Genomic DNA, 1,097 nt, shown 5'->3' with positions numbered 1-1,097 from the left:
TCTTTTCAACTCGACAGCGGCGAGAAAATCGGTTTAATCGGCCGCAACGGTGCGGGTAAGTCTTCGTTTTTAAAAATCCTCGCCGGTGTACAAAAGCTTGACGATGGACAGATTATTGTTCAAAACAACCTCAAAATCGTTTATGTGCCGCAAGAATCCTTTTTTGATAAGGATGCAACCGTATTTGATACCGTTGCCGAAGGATTGGGCGAAATTCGCGATTTATTGAGCCGTTATCATCATGTCAGCCATGAGTTAGAAAATGGTTCGAGTGAGACTTTGTTGAAAGAGCTCAACGAATTGCAGCTTGAAATCGAAGCGAAGGACGGCTGGAAACTGGATGCGGCAGTCAAGCAGACATTGGGCGAACTCGGTTTGCCGGAAAACGAAAAAATCGGCAACCTCTCCGGCGGGCAGAAAAAGCGCGTCGCCCTGGCGCAGGCTTGGGTGCAAAAGCCCGACGTATTGCTACTGGACGAACCGACCAACCATTTGGACATCGACGCGATTATCTGGCTGGAAAACCTGCTCAAAGCATTTGAAGGCAGCTTGGTTGTGATTACCCACGACCGCCGTTTTTTGGACAATATCGCCACGCGCATCGTCGAACTCGACCGCGGCACTCTGCGCTCCTATCCCGGATCGTTCTCCAAATACAGCGAGAAAAAAGCGCAAGAGTTGGCAGTCGAGGCGGAACATAACCGCTTGTTTGATAAATTCCATGCTCAGGAAGAAGCATGGATACGCAAAGGCATAGAAGCGCGCCGTACCCGTAATGAAGGCCGCGTGCGCCGTTTGGAAGAGCTGCGCCGCCAGCGCGCCGAGCGCCGCAATGTACAAGGGCAGGTCAACTTTAAGCTCGACAGCGGCGAAAAAAGCGGCAAAATCATCGCCGAATTGGAACACGCTTCTTTTACCTATGGCGACAAAGTCATCATGGACAAATTCTCCGCCATTTTGCAGCGCGGCGACAAAATCGGCTTAATCGGTCCAAACGGTATCGGTAAAACCACCTTCCTTAAGCTGATTTTGGGCGAATTGCAGCCGACCTACGGCAGAATCCGTATCGGCAGTAAACAGGAAGTTGCTTATTTCGA

2 pseudogenes are annotated in these 1,097 nt (G+C 50.5%); both read left to right on the top strand.

The features are described from left to right. Positions 1-27: 27 nt before the first annotated feature. A pseudogene (locus ACTHS3_RS14155) lies at positions 28-774 on the top strand (ABC-F family ATP-binding cassette domain-containing protein); the annotation flags it as partial. A 195-nt stretch (positions 775-969) separates the two neighbouring features. Beyond that, positions 970-1,097 (top strand): annotated as a pseudogene (locus tag ACTHS3_RS14150) (ATP-binding cassette domain-containing protein); the annotation flags it as partial.

This window comes from Neisseria sp. P0009.S007 (assembly GCF_051962515.1).
Note: the sequence above shows the minus strand (reverse complement) of the source record. Positions and strands in the feature narration are given on the sequence as shown.